Below are 13910 nucleotides of genomic sequence, written 5' to 3' on the forward strand. Positions count from 1 at the left end.
TGTTGATCTGAAAGCTGCTAGCGCGCGCCCGCGGCGTCGGCGGAGGTCATGGCGCCGAGCACGAAGGCGAGATTGGCGGCCGCCACCATCGAGGCGGTGTAGGCGTCGATCTCCGAGAGCCGCGCCGTCATCAGCCCGCTGTCGGCGGCGGTCGCCGTCGTGATGTCGCCGACGCCGGCCTTGTAGGCGTCGAAGGCCGCGTCGTAGGTGACCCCGGCGGCGCGCGTCAGCGCCGCCGCGGCGCGCCAGGAGGCGAGCGCCGAGCGCAGCGCGTCGGCACCAACCACGATCTCGCGGGCGGCGGTGTCGCGCGTCTTCTGGAAGGTCGCGGCGCTGGCGGCGGCCAGCGATTTCGCCGTCTCGAGCTGCGCCTTGCGGAGCCCGCCGTCGAAGAGCGGCATGGTGGCGCCGACCACGACGCCGGTCGCCGAGGCCTGCTGGCCGATGGTCGGCAGCCCGCTCGCGGAAAGGTCGTTGTCGCCCGTCGCCGCGATGGCGCCGAGATAGACCTTGGGCAGGAACTCCGCCTGAGCCGCCGCGATGCCGGCCTCGCTCGCCTTCATCGCCGAATAGCTGGCGAGGACGTCCGGGCGCCGGGCGAGCGCGGTCCGGATCGCCTCCTCGGTCGGCCGGCCGAGATCGGCGGGCAGTTGCCGGCCCGATGGCTCGCGGACCTTGATCACGGTCGTCGGCGAGAGGCCGATGGCGGCGAGCAGCGCCTGATAGGCGTCCTTCTCCGCGCCCTCGGCCTGGACATGGCCGAAGCGCGCCTGCGCCACCGCCTGGCGGGCCTGCGCCAGCTCGACGGTCGTGCCGACGCCCTTGTCGACACGAGCCGTCGCCGCAGCCTCGATGGCGACGCTGTTGGCGAGGTTGCGGGCGGTGATGCGCACGCGGCTGCGCGCGGCGCCATAGAGCAGATAGGTGCGCGTGACGTCGTAGATGATCTTCTGATGCGCGCCGTTGAAGAGCACGTTGGCGGCGTCGGCATTGAGCTTCGCCGCCTTGTGCAGCGCGCCGCGCTGCCCGAAGTCGAACAGCAGCCATTGCAGCGCGATCTGCGGCGACACGCCCTCGACGGTGGTCGTCACCGAGTCCTGGCTGCCGATCGAGACCGGCAGGGGCTGCGCCACCTGCTGCTGGCCCGCGATGACATTCGCCGCGATGAACGGGAGATAGGTCGCCTCGACCATGCCCGCCGCGAGCGCCGCCTGCCGCGCCTGCTGCCAGGCGAGGCGGGTCAGCGGGTTCTCGCTCTGCGCGATGTCGATCAGCTCGGCGAGGCCATAGGTCTTCTTCGCATCGATGCCGGGCGTCGGCTGCAGCACCGCCACTTCCGGGCGCGGCGCGACACCATAGCCGTCGACGGGCGCGGCGCCCGCGCTCGCAGGCGGCGTCCAGGGCCGCGACGGATCGGCCGGCGCCTCGGCCAGCATGTGCGAGGTGCAGGCGGAGAGCGCCAGCGCCAGCGCGAGGACGGACGCAAGGGGTGCCTGATGCCTCATGCGAGCCCCGCTGCGAGCGTTTCGATGCGGCCGATGGGTCCGCCCGGTGCGTCCGCCTCACCATCAGGCGCGTGCATTTCGGGACGGTCCCTGCCGCCGAGCCGGGCCGAGACCGCCGCGAGCCGCGCCGCGGCGGCTTCGTCGGCGGCCGGCGCGACCATCAGTTGCGGCAGCAGCGCGCGCGCCTCGGCGAGGAGGTCGAGCGCGGCGGCGATACGGCCCGCGTCCGGGCGGCGCGAGGCCGGCTCGAACGGCAGCAGCGCCAGCTGTTCCCGCGCCTTCTCCGCCTCGATTGCCACCATCTCGGCCTCGGCGAGGGCCGCGCCGCGCGCCGCGGGATCGAGGGCGGTGAGGCGGGAGAGCGCCGCGAACAGGCGGGCGAGCCGCTCGCGCGCCTCGTCGGCGGCGCTCTTCGACCAGAGCCCCGTGAAATAGAGATAGACGACGAGATTGCCGAGCAGAATGCCGATGATGCGGTCGCGGCCCGAGTCCATGCTGAGATCGGGGCCGAAGCCGTTCAGGATCGTCAGCAGGAAGGCGAGACCGATCTGCACGCCGGCATAGGAGATGCGCTCGTTGCCGGTCGAGACCCAGGCCGCCGGCAGGATGGCGCAGAAGACCAGCGCCATCAGCCCGCCGACCGATTCGAGATGCGGGATGATGAAGAGGATCGACAGGAAGCCCATCGCGGCGCCGATGAGGCAGCCGCCGATGCGCAGCGCCAGCTTGTGCACCGTCTCGGCCGTGGTGCCGAGCGCCGCGACGAAGCAGGTCACCATCGCCGTGCTGATGCCCGGCCAGTCGAGCAGCGAATAGATGAGATAGCAGGTCATCGCCGCCGCCGCCGTCTTCAGCGCATAGCGCTGGTAGTCCGGATTGGTGAAGGCGTCGGGTGCGAGGAAGGGCGGCGCCAGCGGCCGCGCCGCGGTCCCGCCATCGTCCCTGGCGAAGCCATCGAGCGAGGCCTCGATCATCCGCGCGACGCCGTCGCCCTCGGCAAGAGGCGGCGCAGGGTCGGGCCGCCCGCCGGAGCGAATCGCGTCGGCCGCGGCGCGGCAGCGGGCGGCGAGGCTCTCGCGGATCGCCCCGCCGGCCTCGCGCGGCAGCGCGGCGACGAGTAGCAGCAGGCGATAGCCGTTCATCGCCGCGCCGGAGAGCCAGCGCACCCGCGCGCGCGGCGCGGTGTGAAAGAGGCCGGCGAGCTGGGCACGCTTGGCCACCTCGGCATTGCCCTCGGCGAGTTCCTCGTCGAGCGCCTCGCCCTCCCCGTCCAGCGCGGAGGCGGCGGCGCGGAGGCGGCGCTCGGTCATCTCCTGCAGCAGCCGGTGCGGCGAGGCGCCGAGCACGAGATTGAAGGCGATCATCATGGCCATCGGCACGCAGGCCATCTGCCAGGCATAGAGCAGGCCGCGCGTCACGATCTCGCCGGCCGGCACACGGTCGACCAGCGACAGGATGTAGACGATGACGAGCCCGACGATGGAGCCCTGCTCGCCGAGCTGCGTCGCGGCCCCGAGAAAGACGAACAGGAACGCCATCGCCGCCATGATGACGAGGCGCAGCAGCGCCGATTCCGCCGAGAACTGGATGAGCGGCGCCATGGCGACGACGACGATGCTGGCGAGGACGATGATGCCGATCGCCTGCGCCACGCCTTCGGCACCGTTCGGCCGGGCGAGGAAGATGATGAGATAGCAGCCGATCGCCGATTCCGGGATCCGGTAGAGCATCGCGACGCCGGCGACGAGCGCGACCAGCAGTGCCACCCGCCAGGTGAGCGCGAGGCGGCCCGGCATCGGCATCAGGTCGGCGATCACCTGCCGGCCGATGGGCGCCCAGCCGATGGGCGGCGCGGCGGCCTCAGCAGCTCTGGCCATGATGCACCGTGACGGTCGCTGAGGCGCCGACGCGCATCAGCGCGTCCGGCGGATCGAGGAGGCGGATGCGGACCGGGAAGCGCTGGGCGATGCGCACCCAGTCGAGGCTCTTCGGCACGATCGGCAGCGCGATCGGCAGGTTGACGACCTGTTCCGAGGCGACGCCCCAGCTCGTGCCCTCGACGCGGCCGCGGATCGGCAGCGTGCGGTCGGCCAGCGCATAGACGGTCGCGCAGTCGCCGGTCGCGATCGAGGGCAGCTCCGTCTCGACGAAGGAGGCCGAGGCGAACCAGGCGCCGCTGTCGATCAGCGTGAACACCGATTGCCCGGTCAGGAGATAGTCGCCCGGCGACACGGTGAGCCCGACCACCTTGCCGTTGAAGGGCGCGCGGATCTCGGTATCGGCCAGCGCCCGCTCGGCGATGGCGAGCGCCGCCTCGCGCGCCGCGACGAGCGCCGCGGCGGCCGCCGGATTGCCGACCAGCCGCTCCGCCGCCTCCTGCTGCAGCTTCGCCTGGCGCAGGCTGACCTCGGCGTCGCGCCGCGCCGTCGCGGCGTCGTCCACCTGCTGGGCGCTGACATAGCCTTTCGGGCGCAGCTGTTGCAGCCGCGCCAGCGTCTGCGTCGCGAGGTCGAGATTCTGCGCGGCGCGCGTCACCTGCTCCGAGGCGATAACGGCATTCGTCCGCTCCGCAGCCTCGGTGCGCTGCTGGTCGGCGAGGCCGGCCTCGGCGATCGCGAGATCGGCGCGCGCCTGCGCCACGGCGAGGCGGTAGGGCTCGGCGTCCAGCGAGAACAGGACATCGCCCTTCTTCACCGACCCGTTCTCGGCGACGTCGATGCGCGCGATGCGACCGGGGACCGCCGAGGCGATGCGCGCGACATTGGCGGTGAGGATCGCGTCCTGCGACAGCGGATTGCGGTCGGCGCGCTGGAGATAGTCGCGGCCGAGAACCAGCGCCGCGACGATCACGGCGAGCGAGACGGCGATGCCGACGATCCGCTTCGCGAGGCTGAAGCCCTTTCCCTGCACCCGCTATCTCCCGAAGCCGAGCAGCGAGACCAGGAAGCCGATCGCCGCCGCGATCGCGACATAGACCGGCAGGCGAACCGGCAGCATGTCGTCCACCCCGAGCGGGATGAAGATCAGGCGGACGAGCACGGCACCGAGGATCCCCGCCAGCGCACAGGCGAGCCAGGACGGGAAATAGGCCCCGAACAGCGCAATCGACGGCGCGCCGGCCGAGACCGTGCAGCCTGACAGCAGCAGGCTCATGGCCGCCGGCGGGCCGAACTGCCTGAGCAGCCTCGCGCCGGGCGATATGGCTTTGGAGAAATGGCTGGCAGTCGCGGCGTCGCGCATCGGCGGGGTCCGGTGTGTGGCCGCTGGACCCGATCGGCGGTCGGCTGGGCGCCTCAGCTTCCGCCCGGAGCGCACTGGACCAACCCACCACGCCACTTCCGCCTCAGGCCCAACAACAATCCTGAGCTTGGACCTTCTAGCACGCGCCATGCTGGCATGGGTAGCAGGGAGGCGGCAGGCGGCCTGGCACCGTTAACGAAGCGATCCGACGCAACGACGACGCCGATCGCGGTCGGGCTCGCACCTGCCCTCCCCCTCGCGGGAGGACAAAGAACGAAGCGAACCCTGCTCTTCGGCTGCGGCCTCTTCGGAATTCGGCAATCGGAGACTGCTCGTGACCGACACTTTGCGGGGATGAAGTCCCCAGGGCTCCAGGGCGGCGGCCTGTCCTCCCGCCAACCTCCCGGTCGCTCGCCACCCCACGCCCGTCGGAGACCGAACGCCTCGCCGCCCGCCCTGTCAGCGCCGCCCCGGACGATCCCAATCGTCAACAGGGCTTCCAAAACGGCACTTAAGTTGATAACGATTCATTTTGGTTGGTGACGCCACCGGCCGAAAGGATTCTTGGGAGGAATCATGATGTGGAGCATGAAGCCCGTGATCGGGCGGAACCTGCTTGCCCTCGGCGCGGGCATCGCCCTTTCGGCGGCGCTCGTTCCCGGCGTGCAGGCTGAGGAAGTGAGCGGCGATCTCGTCCTGCTCAACTGGGCATCGGGCTCGGAACTCGAGCTGATCAAGGACCTCGAGGCGGGCTTCACCGCCAAATATCCGAAGGTCACCTTCAAGAACGCCGATCTCACCGTCCAGGGCGACCAGCGCGGCGCGATCCGCACGGCGCTGCTCGGCGGCGAGAAGGCGGACCTGCTCGTCAACACCTGGCCGGCCTTCCGCAAGGAACTCGCGGATTCCGGCATGCTGCGCCCCCTCGACAAGCAGTGGGACGACGGCAAGTGGGGCGAGAATATCGGCGACGGCTGGCGCCAGCTCGGCCAGCTCGACGGCGTCACCTATGGCGTGACCTATACCTTCGGCGACCGCAGCGCGATCTTCTATCGCCCCGACACGCTGAAGAAGGCCGGCATCGAGGCGCCGGCCACGAGCTGGGACGACTTCAAGGCCGGCTTCGCCAAGCTGAACGGCGTCAGCGTGGTGCCGATCGCGGTCCCGGCCAAGGTCTGGGCCCACACCGAGTGGTTCGAGACGCTCCTGCTGCGCACCGCTGGCACCGAGACGGCAGCCAAGCTCGCACGGCACGAGATCCCGTGGACCGACCCGGTCGTGAAGACGGCGCTCAAGAAGTATGCCGAGCTGCTGCAGGCCAATTGCTGCGGCGAGGCGACGCTCATGCTCGCCACCGACTGGGACAACGCCGCCGAGCGCGTCCTCAAGAGCGGAACGGCCGGCTACGAGCTGATCGGCATGTGGGTCAACACCGTCGCCAAGACGGATTACGGCCTCACCGAGGGCACCGACTATTCGATCTTCCAGTTCCCGGCCCTCGGCATGGGCCATGACGACACGACCAGCGTCGATTCCAAGGAATTCGTCTCGCTCTCCTCGGGTGGCAACCCGGCGGCGGCCGACGCCTTCCTCGGCTGGCTCGGCACCGCCGAGGCGGCGAACATCGTCGCCAAGCACGGCCTCGCCTCGTCGAGCAACAAGGTCGACCCGTCGCTCTACGGTCCGGTGACCAAGATCGCCGTCGACGCGGTCATGAAGTCGAAGCCGCAATTCGTGCTCGGCGATCTGCTGCCCGGCGATCTCGTCGACGAGTATCGCGTGCAGCTGCAGAAGTTCCTGCAGGATCCGAGCGACGCCAATATCGACGCGGTCACGGCCGCCATCGAGGCGAAGGCGGCGGAAAGCTACTGATGCCGTCTTCCGCCCCGTCCGAGGGAGTCCTGCCCGGCGCCGGGCTCCCGAACGGCCGGAATGGCACGAGCGGTCGGCGCAAGCCGGCCGCCACGGCCAGGAGGCCGATGCCGGAATCGGCCGCCGGCCTCATTCTCATCGCGCCCGTGCTCGTGCTCTTCGCGGTCTCGGTCGTCTATCCACTGTTCGACACGATCCGCCTGTCCTTCTACGACATCAAGGGACTCGGCGCCCCGCGCTGGATCGGCATCGGCAACTATCTGAAACTGTTCGCCGATCCCGCCTTCCGCAAGACGATCTGGACCACCGTCATCTGGACGCTCGCCACCACCTCGATCTCGGTCGGGCTCGGCTGGCTGCTCGCGATGATGTGCTCCTTCGCGCCGAGGGCGACGCTGCCCTTCCGCGTCATGATCTTCGCGGCCTTCGGCATCTCGGAGGCGGTGAGCGCCTTCATGTGGCTCGGCATCCTGCGCCCCGACCAGAGCGGCCTGCTCAACGCGCTGCTCGGCGCCATCGGTCTCGGCCAGTTCCAGCATGCCTGGCTCGGCGACCCCAACACCGCCCTCTGGGGCCTCATCGTCGCGGCGTCATGGGCGCAGGTCGGCCTGCCGCTGATGCTCTGCTTCGCCTCGGTGCAGTCGATCCCGAAGAACGTGCTCGAGGCGGCCGCCATGGACGGCGCCGGCCCGCGCGCCATGATGCGCTACATCATGATGCCGCTCTCGATGCCCGGCGTGCGCGTCGCGGTGTTCATCAACCTGCTCGGGAGCCTGCGCGCCTTCGACATCATCTATGTCCTGACGGGCGGCGGCCCCGTCCGCTCGACCGAGACGGTCGGCTTCTTCATGTACCGGGAGTCGATGACGCAGTTCAAACTCGGCTACGGCGCCGCGGCGACCGTCATCCTGCTCGTCGCCGTGTTCGTCATCTCGGCTCCGGCCATCATCCAGCGCACGGCAGGTGCACGATGAGCGGACGCGCGCGCTTCCTCATCACCGCCATCGTGGGCGTGATCGCGGTCATCTGGATGATCCCGGTGATCGGCATCATCGTCCTTTCCATCCGCCCGCCGGCCGAGGTCGTGCTCGGCTGGTGGCGGCTCGACCATGTGACGCTGACGCTCGACGCCTGGCGCAATGTCTGGTCGAAATATCCGCTGCTCCAGTCGCTGATCACGACCATCAAGCTCGCTGGCCTCGCGACGCTGGCCTCGATGCTTCTGACGCCGGCGGCCGCCTATGCATTCCACTTCCTGAAGTTCCCGTTCCGCCGCACGCTGCTCATCATCATCATCAACGCCTTCGTGCTGCCGCAGCAGGTCGTGGTCATCCCGCTGTTCCAGCTCTGGCGGCAGACGGGGCTGCTCGACAACATCCTCGCGGTGCTGATCCCCTATGTCGGGCTTTCCTTCGCCTGGTCGATCTTCCTCGTGAAGAACTTCCTGGAGGACTTCCCGAAGGAGCTGATCGAGGCGGCCAAGATCGACGGCGCCGGCCCGATCCAGGTCTTCTTCTTCGTGGTCTTGCCGAATTCGGTGACCTCGATCATCGCGGTCGGCATCCTGCAGTTCCTGTGGTGCTGGAACGCGCTGTTCCTGCCGCTGCTCTTCCTCAGGAGCGACGTGCCGCTGCCCGTCCTGCTCGCCCGTATCGCCGGCACCTATGATCTCAACTGGGACATGCGCTCGGTGGCCGCCCTCGTCACGACGATCGTGCCGCTCGCCGTCTTCGTCATCTTCCAGCGCCATTTCGCAGCCGGGGCGCAGACGCGCTCGGGCACCAAAGAGTGACTGCCGAAAGGTCCATCATGTCCGACATCAAGCCGAAGCCGCTCCGCTACCGCCAGATCCATCTCGACTTCCATACCTCGGAGCATATCCCCGGGATCGGCTCCGCCTTCGACGCCGAGGACTTCGCCAATACGCTGAAGGCGGCGCATGTCGATTCGGTCACGATCTTCGCCAAGTGCCATCACGGCTGGTCCTATTACCCCACCAATGTCGGCAAGCCGCATCCCCACCTCGCCAAGCCCGACCTGATGGGCGCGATGATCGAGGCCTGCGCCGCGGTCGATATCGAGACGCCGGTCTATATCTCGGTGCAATGGGACGAGAATTCCGTCCGCGAGCATCCCGAATGGCGCGCGATGAGCGCGACCAACCGCTTCCAGCATGCGCTGCCCGGCGATCCGTCGAGCCTCAAGCAATTGTCGCCAGCCTGGCACACACTCTGCCTCAACCATCAGGGCGTGAAGGACTATATCCTCGACCAGGCCCGCGAGGTCGCCTCGCGCTATGGCAGCAAGGTGCCCGGCCTCTTCTTCGACATCGTGCTGACGCCGGACTGCGTCTGCTCGGCCTGCACGCAGCGCATGCTCGCCGAGGGTCTCGACCCGGAGAACCCGGCCGACCGGCTGAAGAACGACGAGGCGGTCAACGAGGAGTTCCGCCGCTATGTCTCGGATGCGCTCTTCGCGGAATATCCGGCGCTGCGCGTCTTCTACAATTGCGGCCACATCCACAAGCAGGGCCGCCAGCGCTTCCGGACCTACACCCATCTGGAGCTCGAAAGCCTGCCGACCGGCGGCTGGGGCTATGACCATTTCCCGTCCAGCGCCCGCTATGCCGCGACGCTCGGCATGGATTTCCTCGGCCAGACCGGCAAGTTCCACACGTCATGGGGCGAGTTCGGCGGCTTCAAGCATCCCGAGGCGCTGATCTACGAGGTCGGCCAGATGGCGGCGCTCGGCGCCAAGTGCCTGGTCGGCGACCAGCTGCATCCGAACGGCGCGATCAATCACGACACCTATGCCACGATCGCGCCGGCCTATGAGCGGCTCGAGCGGCTGGAGCCCTATCTGAAGGGCGCCAAGCAGGTGTCCGAGATCGCGATCCTCGCCGCCGAGTTCTTCCATCCCGTGGGGGCGCGCAACAATCCGAGCGACGATGGCGCGGCGCAGATGCTTCAGGAACTGAAGCTGCCCTTCGACGTGCTCGATGGAACGGCTCCCTTCGACGGCTATCGCCTGCTGATCCTTCCCGATGCGATCACCGTCGATGCCGCGCTGGCGAAGCGGCTCGAGGCCTTCGTCGCCGGCGGAGGCAAGCTGCTGCTCTCGGGCACGTCCGGGCTGACGGAGACGGGTTTCGCGCTCGACATGGGCCTTGAGAAGTCGAGCGGGCCGGTTGCGTTCAACCCGTCCTATCTCGTCGCCGATCCGGCGGCGCTCGACGCCAGCCTGCCGAAGGCGCCCTTCGTCATGTATGCCACCGGGCAGACGATCAAGCCGGGCGCCGCGACCGTGCTCGCCTCGATCGTGCCGTCCTATTTCAACCGCAGCTACAAGCATTACTGCTCGCACCAGCACACGCCGGACGATCCGGCGGCGGACACGCTCGGCGCCGGTGTCACCGAGCACAAGGGGATCGGCTACATCGCCTTCCCGATCTTCTCGATGTACCACGACTACGGTCAGCCGCTTTACAAGTATGTCGTGCGCGGGCTGATCCGCCGCCTGATTCCCGATCCGGTGCTGGCAACCGATCTCCCTTCGGCCGGCCGCGCCACGCTGGCCCGCCAGGAAACGGAGAAGCGACATGTGCTGCATCTCCTCTATGGCGCCCCGCAGGTGCGCGGCAAGGCGGTGCCCACCGACACCGGAACGCGCGTGCTCGAGATGATCGAGGACATCCCGGCGATCGGGCCGGTCACCGCCAGCGTCAAGCTCGCCGGCACGCCGAGCCGCGTCTATGACGCGCTCAGCGGCGAGGATGTCGCCTGGAAGGCGGAGGAGGACGGCCGCATCGCCGTGACGCTGCCGCGCCTGCACATCCACAGCGCCGTCGTCATCGAAGGCGTCTAGACGATCCACCGAGACGTCATGCGGCGGGCGGGACGCCCGTTCCGCCGCATGGCACGTGCCGGCTGCTTGGGCTAGAAGGACAGCATCCCTGTCGTTCAGGGAAAGGAGCCGCCGCCTGATCATGACAGACGAGGAGTTTCCGGCCGCCGGGCCGCGGCGCAAGGCGGCCACCATCGCCGATGTTGCCGAAGTTGCCGGTGTCGCCATCGGCACGGTGTCGCGCTTCCTGAACGGACGGGAGATTCGCCGCGGCAACCGGCAGCAGATCGAGGCGGCGATCGAAAAGCTCTCCTACCGCCGCAACGCGGTCGCGGCGGCGATGAAGACCGACCGCACGCATATGATCGGCGTGCTGATTCCGACCTTCGACGAGTTCCATGCCCAGATGGTGGAGCGCCTTTCGGCGCAGCTCCGGTCCACGGGCCGCGCCCTCGTCATGTATTTCCACGGCCACGAGCCGCAGGTCTTTGCCGACGCGCTCGATTTCTTCACCCAGCAGCGCGTCGACGGCCTCATCATGGACAGCGTGCAGGGCATGCGCCAGCGCGTCGAGGCCGTGATCGCCGAGGGCATCCCCGTGGTGCTCTACAACAACGACATCACCGGCGTCGTCGCCGACCGCGTCGCGGTCGAGAACGCCGCCGTCAGCCAGCGCGTGGTCGGCCATCTGCTCGATCTCGGCCATGAGCGCGTCGCGATGATCAGCGGCGACCTCGTCGATTCCTCGGCGCGCCAGCGCCTGGACGGCTACGAGGCGGCGCTGCGCGAGTGCGGCATCGCCGTCGATCCGGCCTATATCGTCGGCGGCTACTGGCGGGCGGAGGGCGGCTACGAGGCGGCGCGCCAGCTGATGCAGCTGCCGAAACCGCCGACCGCCATCTTCGCCGCCAATTACGGCATGGCGATCGGCGTCCTGATGTGGATGAAGAACAACGGCCTCCACCTGCCGGCCGATCTTTCGCTGATCAGCTTCGACGACGTGCCGCTGTTCCGCCTGCACGAGCCGGGCATCACCGCGATCGCGCAGCCGATCAACGGCATCGCGGATTCGATCGCCAACCTGCTCGTCGCCCGGCTCGGGCCGGGCGAGACCCGGCCGTTCCGCTCGATCACGCTCGGCTGCGACATCATCCTGCGCGGCTCCGCCGGCCGGCCGCGTCGCTGAGCCCTACAGCAGCCGGCGTGTCTCGCCGGCGGCGAGCGTCACGGGCATGAGCGCGCCGCCGAAGCGGACATCGAGCGCGATCGCCTTCGCCGCATGGAGGACGATCCCGGTCGGGACGCCGTCCGCCCAGTCGAGATCGACGGTCAGGCCGCCCCGCGCGCCGACACCGGCGACCTTTCCCTTCGGCCAGGCCGGCGGCAGCGCCGGCAGCAGCAGCAATTCGCCCGGCTTCGACTGCACGATCATCTCGATGATACCGGCGGCGCCGCCGAAATTGCCGTCGATCTGGAAGGGCGGATGCGCATCGAAGAGATTGGGATAGCTGCGCTCGGGATGGAGCAGCAGCGCCAGCACGTCATGGGCATGCGCGCCGTCGCGCAGCCGCGCCCAGAGATTGATGCGCCAGCCGATGCCCCAGCCGGTCGCATCGTCGCCGCGGATCTCCAGCGAGCGCCGCGCCGCGGCGGCGCGTTCCGGCGTCGTGTCGGGATCGATCTGCCAGGACGGATAGACCGCGTAGAGATGCGAGACATGGCGGTGATGGATCTCCGGGACATCGAGGTCCCAGTCCTCCAGCCATTCCTGCAACTGGCCGGCGGCGCCGATGCGGTCGGCGGGAAGCCGGGGGAGCAGCGCCTCCAGTTCGGCGGCGAAGGCCTCGTCGCGGCCGAGCCGCCGCGCGGTCGCGGCGGTCCGCGAGAAGAGGTCGCGCGCGATCTGGCTGTCCATGGCCGGCCCGGCGCAGATGCTGGCGCCGTTCGGATGCACGTTCTCGGGCGAGACGGAGGGGTTGGTGACGAGAAGATCGGTGCCCGGCAGCGGCACCAGAACGGCGCGCAGGAACTCGGCCGCGCCCTTCATCAGGGGGTAGATGCGCCCGAGGACCGCATCGTCCCCGCGATAATCGGCGTGGTCGTGCAACTGGACGCAGAGCCAGGCGCCGCCCGTCGGCCAGAGGCCCCATTGCGCGCCGTCGATCGGCCCGGTGGCCCGCCACAGGTCGGTGTTGTGGTGCAGCACCCAGCCCGGCGCGTCGTAATGCGCGCGCGCCATGACGGCGCCGGTCTCGGAGAGATCCTCGACCATGGCGATCAGCGGCTCGAAGCACGCGCCGAGACCGGCGAGGTCCGGCAGCCAGTAGTTCATCTGCAGGTTGATGTTGGCGGTGTACTTGCTGTCCCAGGGCGGCTGGACCTCCTCGTTCCAGAGTCCCTGCAGATTGGCCGGCTGCGTTCCAGGGCGGGACGACGACACCATGAGATAGCGGCCATACTGGACATAAAGCGCCGCGAGCGCCGCATCGCCGCCCTCGGCGAAGCCGGCGATGCGCTCGTCCGTCGGCAGTTCCGCCGCCGCGCTCGTGCCGAGATCGATCGCGAAGCCGCCGAAGAGCCGCCGATGCTCGGCCACATGGCGGGCCCTGAGGTCTGCCCAGCGTCCGGCGGAGAGGTCCATCAGACCGGCATCGACGCGCGCCATCGGATCGCCGTCGACCCGGTCGAAGCGCACGAAGCTGGTCGCCGCATTGATGGCGACGAGCGCCTCGGTCGCGCCCTCGACGCGGATGCCGTCGGCGCCGACCATGCAGTCGCCGCCCTCCGTCAGCACGCGCGCCTTGACGGCGAAGCGGAGCACGCCGGCGATGCCGTGCGCATCCGGTCCTTTGCCGGCAAATCCGATCCAGTCGCGGCCGGGCGGCATCATCGCGCCCTGCTGCGGGCTCTCGAGGGTCAGGCGGAAGGCAAGCGCGCCCGGCCGGTCGGAGGCAACCCGCATCAGGATCACGTCGTCCGCCGGAGAGGCGATGAGCTCGCGGGTGTAGGTGACGCCGCCGGCGCGGTAGCGCGTCGTCGCCGCCGCGTCGTCCAGCGACAGGCCGCGGCGATAGTCCTCCGCGCCGTCATGGCCGAAGTCGATAAAGACATCGCCGATCGGCTGGTAGGACATCTGCTTGATCGGCTTCGCCATCAGGCAGCGATTGGCGAGCGCCTCCGCCTCGGCATGCCGGCCGGCGAAGATCAGGCCGCGCACCTCTTCCAGATGCGGCAGAGCTTCAGGATTGACCGGCTGGTAGGGACCGCCCGCCCAGAAGGTGCTCTCGTTCAGCTGCAGCCGCTCGCGCCCGACGCCGCCGAACACCATGGCGCCCAATCGCCCGTTGCCGACCGGCAGCGCCTCGGTCCACGCCACCGCCGGCCGACGATACCAGAGATCCCACGGAGCCATCGGTCCAACCCCTTCTGAATGACCCGGCGACCATGCGG

10 protein-coding genes are annotated in these 13910 nt (G+C 69.2%); 5 read left to right on the forward strand and 5 right to left on the reverse strand.

Annotated features, from left to right (window positions below; translation table 11 throughout):
* Nucleotides 1-17: 17 nt before the first annotated feature.
* Genes QO015_RS12130 through QO015_RS12145 form a run of 4 tightly spaced genes read right to left on the reverse strand, consistent with a single transcriptional unit; the run spans nucleotide 18 to nucleotide 4745 of the window.
* A complete protein-coding gene (locus QO015_RS12130) occupies nucleotides 18-1505 on the reverse strand; it encodes a TolC family protein (RefSeq protein WP_266279152.1) in 1488 nt (495 codons plus the stop codon).
* Nucleotides 1502-3382, reverse strand: coding sequence for an FUSC family protein (locus QO015_RS12135; RefSeq protein ID WP_266279151.1), 1881 nt, complete (start codon nucleotides 3380-3382; stop codon nucleotides 1502-1504). The genes QO015_RS12130 and QO015_RS12135 overlap by 4 nt, the downstream gene beginning before the upstream one ends.
* Entirely contained in the window at nucleotides 3366-4415 is a 1050-nt protein-coding gene (mdtN, locus tag QO015_RS12140; protein ID WP_266279150.1) for a multidrug transporter subunit MdtN, read from the reverse strand. Before mdtN ends, QO015_RS12135 begins: the two co-directional genes overlap by 17 nt.
* A gap of 3 nt (nucleotides 4416-4418) precedes the next feature.
* The gene (locus QO015_RS12145) at nucleotides 4419-4745 is read right to left on the reverse strand and encodes a YtcA family lipoprotein (protein WP_266279149.1); all 327 of its coding nucleotides are present in this window, start codon (nucleotides 4743-4745) and stop codon (nucleotides 4419-4421) included.
* A 576-nt stretch (nucleotides 4746-5321) separates the two neighbouring features.
* Between QO015_RS12145 and QO015_RS12150 the strand changes: the two genes are divergently transcribed.
* From QO015_RS12150 to QO015_RS12170, 5 genes are all read left to right on the forward strand, one after another.
* Entirely contained in the window at nucleotides 5322-6617 is a 1296-nt protein-coding gene (locus tag QO015_RS12150; protein WP_266279148.1) for an ABC transporter substrate-binding protein, read from the forward strand.
* Nucleotides 6618-6724: 107 nt separating this feature from the next.
* Nucleotides 6725-7591, forward strand: coding sequence for a carbohydrate ABC transporter permease (locus QO015_RS12155; RefSeq protein ID WP_266279147.1), 867 nt, complete (start codon nucleotides 6725-6727; stop codon nucleotides 7589-7591).
* Nucleotides 7588-8409: a carbohydrate ABC transporter permease gene (locus QO015_RS12160; RefSeq protein ID WP_266279146.1), complete on the forward strand. Its 822-nt coding sequence runs from the start codon at nucleotides 7588-7590 to the stop codon at nucleotides 8407-8409. The genes QO015_RS12155 and QO015_RS12160 overlap by 4 nt, the downstream gene beginning before the upstream one ends.
* Before the next feature lie 17 nt (nucleotides 8410-8426).
* Entirely contained in the window at nucleotides 8427-10481 is a 2055-nt protein-coding gene (locus QO015_RS12165; RefSeq protein ID WP_266279144.1) for a beta-galactosidase trimerization domain-containing protein, read from the forward strand.
* A gap of 121 nt (nucleotides 10482-10602) precedes the next feature.
* Nucleotides 10603-11646: a LacI family DNA-binding transcriptional regulator gene (locus tag QO015_RS12170; RefSeq protein ID WP_266279142.1), complete on the forward strand. Its 1044-nt coding sequence runs from the start codon at nucleotides 10603-10605 to the stop codon at nucleotides 11644-11646.
* Nucleotides 11647-11649: 3 nt separating this feature from the next.
* Here the strand turns inward: QO015_RS12170 and QO015_RS12175 are convergent, their stop codons facing one another.
* Entirely contained in the window at nucleotides 11650-13872 is a 2223-nt protein-coding gene (locus QO015_RS12175; RefSeq protein WP_266279141.1) for a glycoside hydrolase family 95 protein, read from the reverse strand.
* Nucleotides 13873-13910 lie beyond the last annotated feature (38 nt).

It is taken from the genome of Kaistia geumhonensis (genome assembly GCF_030815145.1).
Classification (GTDB): domain Bacteria; phylum Pseudomonadota; class Alphaproteobacteria; order Rhizobiales; family Kaistiaceae; genus Kaistia; species Kaistia geumhonensis.

What these genes read in the sequence shown, in the direction of transcription:
- QO015_RS12155 (WP_266279147.1), top strand. Translation starts at nt 6,725, where the DNA reads ATGCCGGAATCGGCCGCCGGCCTCATTCTCATCGCGCCCGTGCTCGTG.
- QO015_RS12170 (WP_266279142.1), top strand. Translation starts at nt 10,603, where the DNA reads ATGACAGACGAGGAGTTTCCGGCCGCCGGGCCGCGGCGCAAGGCGGCC.
- QO015_RS12145 (WP_266279149.1), bottom strand. Translation starts at nt 4,745, where the DNA reads ATGCGCGACGCCGCGACTGCCAGCCATTTCTCCAAAGCCATATCGCCC.
- QO015_RS12160 (WP_266279146.1), top strand. Translation starts at nt 7,588, where the DNA reads ATGAGCGGACGCGCGCGCTTCCTCATCACCGCCATCGTGGGCGTGATC.
- QO015_RS12165 (WP_266279144.1), top strand. Translation starts at nt 8,427, where the DNA reads ATGTCCGACATCAAGCCGAAGCCGCTCCGCTACCGCCAGATCCATCTC.
- QO015_RS12175 (WP_266279141.1), bottom strand. Translation starts at nt 13,872, where the DNA reads ATGGCTCCGTGGGATCTCTGGTATCGTCGGCCGGCGGTGGCGTGGACC.
- QO015_RS12150 (WP_266279148.1), top strand. Translation starts at nt 5,322, where the DNA reads ATGATGTGGAGCATGAAGCCCGTGATCGGGCGGAACCTGCTTGCCCTC.
- QO015_RS12135 (WP_266279151.1), bottom strand. Translation starts at nt 3,382, where the DNA reads ATGGCCAGAGCTGCTGAGGCCGCCGCGCCGCCCATCGGCTGGGCGCCC.
- QO015_RS12130 (WP_266279152.1), bottom strand. Translation starts at nt 1,505, where the DNA reads ATGAGGCATCAGGCACCCCTTGCGTCCGTCCTCGCGCTGGCGCTGGCG.